Consider the following 7,841-nt stretch of genomic DNA (forward strand, 5'->3'; position numbering starts at 1 on the left):
GATCCACCAAGAGAAGTCGAAGCTCAGCCCGGTCTTGATCGAGACGTAGACCCACCAGGCTCTGCTGAACGGACCGATCCAATTGGGCAAATTCGATGGAACCTGAAACCAGGTCCTTGAGTTGCTCGAACCTTTCGCATAGGGCTTGGGGGAGGCTTGCGAGATCCAGCTGTTTTCGGGAGCTCAACAGCTGTTTCCAGAGTTGTTCTCTTTGCTGTTCCAGGGCTTTGAGTCGTTGCTGTCGGCGCAACGGTTTCAGTTCATCTGCTGAGCGAGCCTTGATTTGATCCTGCTTGTAACGGAACCAAAGCTGGGGACCCATTAAGGCCAGCCAACACAGCGCCAACTGGCTTGGACTGGTTCCTCCGCAGACCAGATCACACAAAAAATTAATCTCAACTGTCTCGTCTGACTCCAGGAGCAAGAGCCATGCCGAGCCCCAACTGCGACGATCGAGACACGCAGTGTTGACTTGTTCGGGTTTCAGATTCCAAGGAGAAGCCCCCAGACCATCCGGAAGTTCAGCTCCGGAGGGCAGGGGGCAAATAAGATCCAATTGCCGTTGAGGTAGAACAACAGATTTGCGATCGAATCCGAGTTTCAAGCGCGCTTTGCTGCCTTGAAGCGATTCGATGACAGCCAGTTGATTACCTTTCGACTCGTGAACGCCGACAAGATCTCCTGGTTGGAGAGAGGACGAAGCCAGTGGATCAGCCTTCAGGGTTCACGAAGGGCAGCAATGCAACGATGCGCGCACGCTTCACCGCATTCGTCAGGTCGCGCTGCTGCTTCGCAGTCAGCCCTGTCAAACGACGAGGAAGAATTTTTCCTCGCTCGGTGATGAATTTCTTCAGTAGATCCACATCTTTGTAGTCAATGGGATCTCCAGGTTTGATCGGAGAAAGACGCTTCTTAAAGAAGGAACTAGACATAACTCAGGAAAGCTGTTGAACGAAGAACACCTGCAAAATCACTTGATTTCCTTGTGGAGAGTCATCTTGTTGAGCTGGGGGCAGAATTTCATGATCTCCAGCCGCTCAGTGGTGTTCCGTCGGTTCTTCTCCGTCGTGTATCGAGACACGCCGGGAGAACGCTTTTCAGAGGCGGAGGCGGACCGGCATTCAGTGCACTCGAGAGTGATCACGATCCGGACGCCCTTGTTTTTAGCCATAAAGGACGTTGCGCCGCAAAAGCGAAGCGTAGTAACAAAGAACGACTTTACATCTTCAACTGACACCATTCAAATTTTTGACGATTCCAATGGTGTTTTGTTTTGACGATTCCACGGTGCTTCGTAGGATCGCGATCCGATTGAATCGTTGACGTGCGGGTCTCCCTTTCCTGGTTGCAGGATCTCGTCCAGGTAAATGAAGCCGCAGATCAACTCGGCGAACGCCTTTCCATGGCTGGATTTGAGGTGGAGGAGATCGATGATTTGAGCCGAATGGCGCAAGGTGTTGTGGTGGGCCATGTTCTCGAACGCGACAAACATCCCAATGCCGACAAGCTCAGTGTCTGTGTTGTGGATATTGGAGCAGAGGAGACGGTTCAGATCGTTTGTGGTGCAAGCAACGTGCGAGCAGGTATTCATGTTCCTGTTGCCACCATTGGCGCCGTTCTTCCTGCGGTGAATCTCACGATCAAGGCTGGTGAGTTGCGTGGGGTCGCGAGCCAGGGAATGATTTGTTCGCTCGCCGAGCTCGGGCAACCCACGGATGTTGACGGCATTGCTGTCTTGGACGATTTGCTTGAAAGCCTTCCTGCACCTGGAACACCAGTGGCGCCATGCCTTGGTTTGGATGACACCGTTCTGGAATTGGCGATTACTGCGAATCGGCCAGATGGTTTGTCGATGACAGGAATTGCAAGGGAAGTGGCGGCGCTGACAGGAGCGTCTCTGCACTTGCCTCAGCCGGAGGCTCCAACGTCCGTAGCTGATCTGAACCCTTCAGCAGACCATGCATCTGCGATGAAGGAGGGGGGTGTTTACGCCCTGACTGAAGTGGGCGGCCTTGATGGTGGAAAAGATGCTCCTGCGTGGCTCCAACAGAGACTTCTCCGGGCCGGTGTGAAACCTGTTAACGCCATTGTGGACATCACCAATTTGGTGATGCTGGAACAAGGTCAACCCCTCCATGCGTTCGACCTTGATGCCTTGGAACGGCTTTGTGGCAGCGACGTCAAGCCCTCTGATTTTGGACTGAGGCAAGGACGCTCCAAGGAACCCTTCACGGGTTTAGATGGCCGCACCATCGAGGTGGATGAGCGCGTTCAGTTGGTGACTTGTCGTGATCGACCGGTTGCGATTGCGGGGGTGATCGGTAGTGCTGAGTCCGGAGTGACGGCGACGACCAGCAAAATTTGGCTGGAATCAGCCCTGTTCACTCCTGCTTCGATCCGTAGCAGCAGTCGTGCAACAGGATTGCGTACGGATGCCAGTTCTCGTTACGAGAAAGGTCTACCGCGTCAGATCACCTTGCCTGCGGCTGGTCGTGCGCTTGAACTAATGGATCAACTCCTAGGTGGTGTGGCTGGCATCAGCTGGCAGTGCTCTGCCGAGGAAGATCCTGAACCGGTGGTGACCCTTCGCCGTCACGCCCTTCATCAGCTTCTGGGGCCTTTGGCTGCTGAGGGCCAAGCAGGAACCGATGTGAGTGATCAACAAGTGGAAGATTGTTTGTCAGCACTCGGTTGTCAACTCAACTCTTCTGAGGACGGCTGGACGGTGGTGGTCCCCCCCTCCCGTCGAATGGACCTTCGTCGCGAGGTGGATCTGATCGAGGAGGTGGCGCGTCTTGTGGGATTCGACTGTTTTGGTGCTCACTTGCCTGATCCCCTCGCTCCAGGTGGGCTCACCGATAGGCAGCAGGCGGAGCGTCGGTTGCGTCGCCGCCTTTGTAGTGCTGGTCTTCAAGAGATCACCTGCTTATCGCTTACGGGTGCGGACGCCGATGATCCCAATCGGATTCCTATCAGCAATCCTCTCTTGGCGGAGACCAGCCATCTCAGAACTGCGCTCTGGCAGGAGCATCTTCAGATCTGCCAACGCAACCTTCAAGCGTCCCAGCCCGGCTGCTGGGTGTTTGAAATTGGCCATGTGTTTCATCCTCAGGACCGAGAGATTGTCCAGACAGCGCGTCTTGGTGGAGTGATTTGTGGAGAACGGCGTGTTTCACGCTGGTCCAGCAGCGGCAAGCCACTCATGCCCGATTACTTCATGGCTCGTGGTGTACTCGCCACCGTCTTGAACTCCCTAGGCCTGGAAACTCAAGATCGCCCTCTCTCTGACGACTCGCGACTTCATCCCGGGCGTGCAGCAGCAGTGGTGGTCGAAGGACGCAGCCTGGGTTGCTTTGGCCAGCTCCATCCCCTGCTGTGTTCGCAGTACGAGCTCCCCGACGCCACCTATCTGTTTGACCTTGATCTGCCAAGGCTCTTGGAAGCGGCAACGCGGCGCAATCGTTGGGTTCCCACTTTCAAAGCGTTCTCAACACTTCCTGCGATGGAAAGGGATCTGGCGATGCTTGTGCCGAAAACATTGCCAGCTGCCGACCTGATGCAGGCCATTCGCAAAGCGGGGAAGCCGCTTCTCGAAAGTGTGGAATTGATCGATCGGTTTGAAGGAGGTCAACTCCCTGATGATCAATGTAGTCAGGCTTTCCGCCTTCGTTATCGCGGCAAAGACAGCACGCTGACCGATGAGCAACTACAACCTGTGCAAGACAAGGTTCGGCAGGCCTTGGTCAAACAATTCAACGTTGAGCTTCGAAGTTGATGCGCTTCATCAGCACCAGGCATTCCAGATGGGTTGTTTGGGGAAAGAAGTCCACTGGTTGAATGCGATCAATGGTGTAGGGACCGTTATCTGAGACCAGTCGTTTGATGTCCCGCGCCAAGGTTGCAGAATCACAACTCAGGTAAGCCAGGCTTTTGGGTGGACAATTCAGGATGGCGTCAAGCACATCTGGCGTTAATCCTTTTCGTGGTGGGTCCACCACAAGAGCATCGTGATCCCGAAGGTAATCTCCCAGTAGTAATGCCACATCGCCGGCTTCAAAGCTGGCTTCAGTAATTCCATTCAAGGCCGCGTTCTGTCGTGCCTGTTGGACAGACGCCGGATTGATTTCAAGACCAACGACGCCTATTCCAGCTGCAGCGATCGGCAAGCTGATGGTTCCAATGCCGCAATAGGCATCAATTAAGCGTTTGCAGTCTCCAAGCTGGAGAAGCCAATCGCGCAAAACAATCACGATCTGCTCAGCACGATCGGTATTCACTTGGAAGAACGTGGTGGTTCCTAGAAGGAGTTGAAGATCGCAGAAGCGTTCGCTGATGCAATCTCGACCAGCGAGCGTGTGGGTGATCGCACCGAGAACGGTATTGCTACGGCGTGGTTGCAGGTTCAAGGTCACACCGGCTAGGGCAGGCCACCGGTTCATCCACTCCTCGGCCAGCGTTTTTACACCGTTGAGTTCGGCTGTTGCACTGACCAATGTGATCAGCAGTTCTCCTGTTCTCACACCCACGCGCAAGCCAAGGTGGCGCAGACCTGGTTCGCCATGCAAGTCAGCATCAGCTGGCCAGCCGCTGGCTTCCAGGTCTTGTTTGAGAGGTTTGATCAGGGCATCGATGCGCGGGTCCAAGACTGGACAACGATTGAGGTTCACGATCCGGTGGCTCCCGCGTCGGTAGTACCCCAGTCGCAGTTGATCTTCTCGCCGAAGCAAGGGAATCAGGGCTCGATTGCGGTAGCCCAAATGGTCAAGGTCGTTGTTGATCGGCGCAGGCGACTGGATGTCGATTCCACCGATCCGTCTAAGGGTCTGTTCCAGACGCGTGCGCTTCCATTCCGCCTGGAGGCTGTCTTCGAGGTGCTGCAGAGAACAGCCTCCACAGTCTTGAGCAAGGATGCAGGGGGATTTTCTTGCGCCTGGGCCTGCAACGAGCGTTTTGAGATGGCGTGCAAACCATTGCGACTTCTTGCGTTGCAGCAACTGCACTTGGGCTTCTTCCCCTGGAAGCAGCTGGGGAACAATCACCACCCAGCCTTGCCAGCGAGCCAGTCCAAGGCCCTGGTGATTGAGATCGCTCCCGAGAACGGTGATGATTTGACCGGCGACTGGTGGGTCGCTCAAGGACTGGGCCATTGCAAAGGCGTAACACCAATCACCGCAATTTCATGCGAAGCGATCGATAGCTCTAGACTCATTCAAGCTTGCCAGCTGACATGAGCGTTGTACGGGATCTGATTCTCAGAGCAGATGACGATCTGCGTTACCCCAACAGTGGTGAACTGCGATCCATGGTTGATTTCCTCAGCCAGGGTTCGAATCGTTTATCTGTTGTTCGAAGTCTCACTGAGAACGAAAAGAAAATCGTCGATGAATCAGCGAAACAGCTGTTCAGTCGAAAACCTGAATACGTTGCTCCTGGAGGCAATGCCTTCGGTCAGAAGCAACGAGCCCAGTGCCTGCGTGACTACAGCTGGTATCTACGCCTCGTGACCTATGGAGTTCTTGCAGGCAGTACCGAGCTCATCCAACAGATTGGTCTAGTGGGTGCGCGTGAGATGTACAACAGCCTTGGTGTTCCGATGCCTGGAATGGTGGAAGCCATGCGCTGCATGAGACAGGCTTCTTTGACACTTCTTTCTGAAGACCAGCAAGCACTCGCAGCTCCTTATTTCGATTACCTCATTCAAGGGATGCAGACCTCGACCTAAGCCATCCTGTCTTAATCCCACAGCCGGCTGACCAGTGCTGTTTTCTTGCTGACTGCTCTCGAGACTGTGTTCCACACGTCTCGTTCGAGACACTTCATGAGTGTCTTTCGGCTTAAGCGATGCCTCTAGGCATTTTGGTTTCTCCCCAATGTCACCGGTGAAACCCCACGTTCTGGCAGGAATGGGGCGGTTCGTTTCTGCGCCAAGGCAGGAGAACCTTGATCGCGCACAACCTAATCACTTATCTCGCTAGTCTCAGTTGCGTCTTGTTATCAGTCTATTAATAAGACACGAGTGAGCCGCATTTGATTGTTTTCGGTTCCGTGAGCGCTTCCGGTGTTTAGTCCCAAAAAGGTGGCCCGGGGCATAGGGCTGGCTAGGGCTGAACAGGGAGGCCAGCGTTCTTGCGTCACTGTGTCTACAGCAGGTACGCGAGCTTCAAGAAGGCTGCAAGCACTTGTGTTTGCATTGGCCATCATTGCCTTGGACATGCAATCGCTGTACGTGGACAGGGATTGCATCGTGGCTTTGCGGTGAGCGCATCGCAATCAGAGTTCCGTCTCGGACGATCCATTCGTTTTTATCGGCTCAGTCGACCGGGGTACTGAAGGTTCCTGCATTTAAAACGATGGAAAAGATGGGTCTTAATAACAAGTTGACCAGGGGTCTCACTTGCGACTCTTTCTTGGACTTGTTTTGAGACCTGCCTGAGACAACTGATTCAAATTGATCCCAATTGAGTCTCTCGGTGAGTCCATTGATGAGCCTCGAGCGAGACTGCTGAGGTTATTTGTCTCTGTAGAGGTCGCGCAACATTTGGTAAGCCTCGTTGAGTCGTCTCATGCCGTCCGTAGAGCCACCTGCATCTGGATGGGCCTCGATTGCCTTTTTCTTGTAGGCGTCTCGGATGGTACGCAATGTGAGTGATGCTCCAGCCTGTGTGGGCAGATCTAACAAACGCAGAGCACCATGAAGGGTCATGGTGGATTCCAAGGTTTCAAATGACGTCACACGCCGGCTCCGTTTGAAGCGGTTCACAAAGCGGCGAATCAAGGTTGGAATGCGATCCTCCAAGCTCCCTGCTGCAAATGGATCCTCGAGAACTGCAGCAGCGACAATCACATGTTCGAATTTTGGAGATTGCACAGACCAATCCGCACAGACGTCTTGCATGGACTGGTTCACCTGACTCCAGGTGAAGGTGCGGCCCTCGCTTCCATCTAATTGGGGCCAAATATCTCGGGCCATCCAGAGCATGACCGCTTCAAGAACCGTTGCTCCTGGCATTGATCCATAGAGATTGGTCCAATGATCGATGGCCTTAGCGCAGCAAGCGGTGAGGTGGTCAAAACTCACCACCGGTACAAAGGGACTGTCGGGCCGCTCTTCTGGTACTTGCGGTTTTTGCAGGCTGGTTCGGATGGCTTGTGTACGGCTGCGTACAAATCCCGGTAGGTCAATGCCAGGACTTTTCGTTTTTCTTTGGTTCGGCTGACTGGTCTCATCGGTGAGCAGCGACGCTGCGTCTTGCTCCTTAGGGTCTTGACTTCGGCGCACTAAAACGATGGCTCGGTCTTCGTCGTAGGAAGGTTTTGTGGGTTGCTGGCCTGGGGTAGATCCGATGGGATCAGGCGAGCTTGATGCCGAAACGTCCTCTGGATCCTCGATGGCTCCGCTCTCGAGCAGATCATCGGCATCTGTCTCGAGATCTGTCTCGTCAGTCCAGATTTCTTCGAGCAATCGCGTTAAGCAATCGCCTCTCGATCTGATGCACCACTCTTTCTTCAGCTCGTCGAGGCGATCGACGAGATGATCAGGAAGTTCAAGTGTGATCCGACGCCCCATTCAGTCTGCCGCGATGATCCGAGTAAATGAAATGCGCGAAACCTATTGACCTTGTAGTCGACGCAACCAATCCTGTTGGGCCTTGATTGCATCGCGATAACGTTGCTCCAGCGAGTCATTCACGCGCCGAGGCATGATCATCGCTGACGGCAACTGATTGGTGCCACTTGATGGTGCGGCAAGAGACGGAGGAGGAATCCTTGGGGCCGGTTTGGGATAGGTCTGCGGTGTGGCTTGAGGTTGAGGAGATCGAATGATCGGCTTTGCCTTGTTG

The 7,841-nt window shown here is 54.2% G+C and carries 6 protein-coding genes and 2 pseudogenes; 2 read left to right on the forward strand and 6 right to left on the reverse strand.

Annotated features, from left to right (window positions below):
- From NCN04_RS05000 to rpmG, 3 genes and pseudogenes are all read right to left on the reverse strand, one after another.
- Positions 1-556, reverse strand: a pseudogene (locus tag NCN04_RS05000) (ribonuclease II); the annotation flags it as partial.
- Positions 557-710: 154 nt separating this feature from the next.
- Positions 711-932 (reverse strand): 30S ribosomal protein S18, encoded by a 222-nt coding sequence (gene rpsR, locus NCN04_RS05005; RefSeq protein ID WP_006041316.1) that lies wholly within the window; start codon positions 930-932, stop codon positions 711-713.
- Positions 933-970: 38 nt separating this feature from the next.
- The gene (rpmG, locus tag NCN04_RS05010) at positions 971-1,171 is read right to left on the reverse strand and encodes a 50S ribosomal protein L33 (RefSeq protein ID WP_011619264.1); all 201 of its coding nucleotides are present in this window, start codon (positions 1,169-1,171) and stop codon (positions 971-973) included.
- Between the two features lie 153 nt (positions 1,172-1,324).
- Between rpmG and pheT the strand changes: the two genes are divergently transcribed.
- A complete protein-coding gene (gene pheT / locus NCN04_RS05015) occupies positions 1,325-3,775 on the forward strand; it encodes a phenylalanine--tRNA ligase subunit beta (RefSeq protein WP_250395366.1) in 2,451 nt (816 codons plus the stop codon).
- On the opposite strand, the gene rlmD is transcribed toward pheT, so the two are convergent.
- Positions 3,753-5,147 carry a 23S rRNA (uracil(1939)-C(5))-methyltransferase RlmD gene (gene rlmD, locus NCN04_RS05020; RefSeq protein ID WP_250395367.1) on the reverse strand — a complete coding sequence of 465 codons (1,395 nt, stop codon included), beginning with the start codon at positions 5,145-5,147 and terminating at the stop codon, positions 3,753-3,755. The two genes, pheT and rlmD, sit on opposite strands and share 23 nt — an antisense overlap.
- Before the next feature lie 80 nt (positions 5,148-5,227).
- Here rlmD and NCN04_RS05025 point away from each other — a divergent pair, with 80 nt between their 5' ends.
- Positions 5,228-5,722, forward strand: a complete 495-nt coding sequence (locus NCN04_RS05025; protein ID WP_048346455.1) for an allophycocyanin subunit alpha-B — start codon at positions 5,228-5,230, stop codon at positions 5,720-5,722.
- A gap of 786 nt (positions 5,723-6,508) precedes the next feature.
- Here the strand turns inward: NCN04_RS05025 and NCN04_RS05030 are convergent.
- Both NCN04_RS05030 and NCN04_RS05035 read right to left on the reverse strand, forming a co-directional pair.
- Entirely contained in the window at positions 6,509-7,567 is a 1,059-nt protein-coding gene (locus NCN04_RS05030) for a molecular chaperone DnaJ (RefSeq protein ID WP_250395368.1), read from the reverse strand.
- A 42-nt stretch (positions 7,568-7,609) separates the two neighbouring features.
- Positions 7,610-7,841, reverse strand: a pseudogene (locus NCN04_RS05035) (hypothetical protein); the annotation flags it as partial.

Source organism: Synechococcus sp. MU1655 (assembly GCF_023630655.1).
GTDB lineage: Bacteria > Cyanobacteriota > Cyanobacteriia > PCC-6307 > Cyanobiaceae > Synechococcus_C.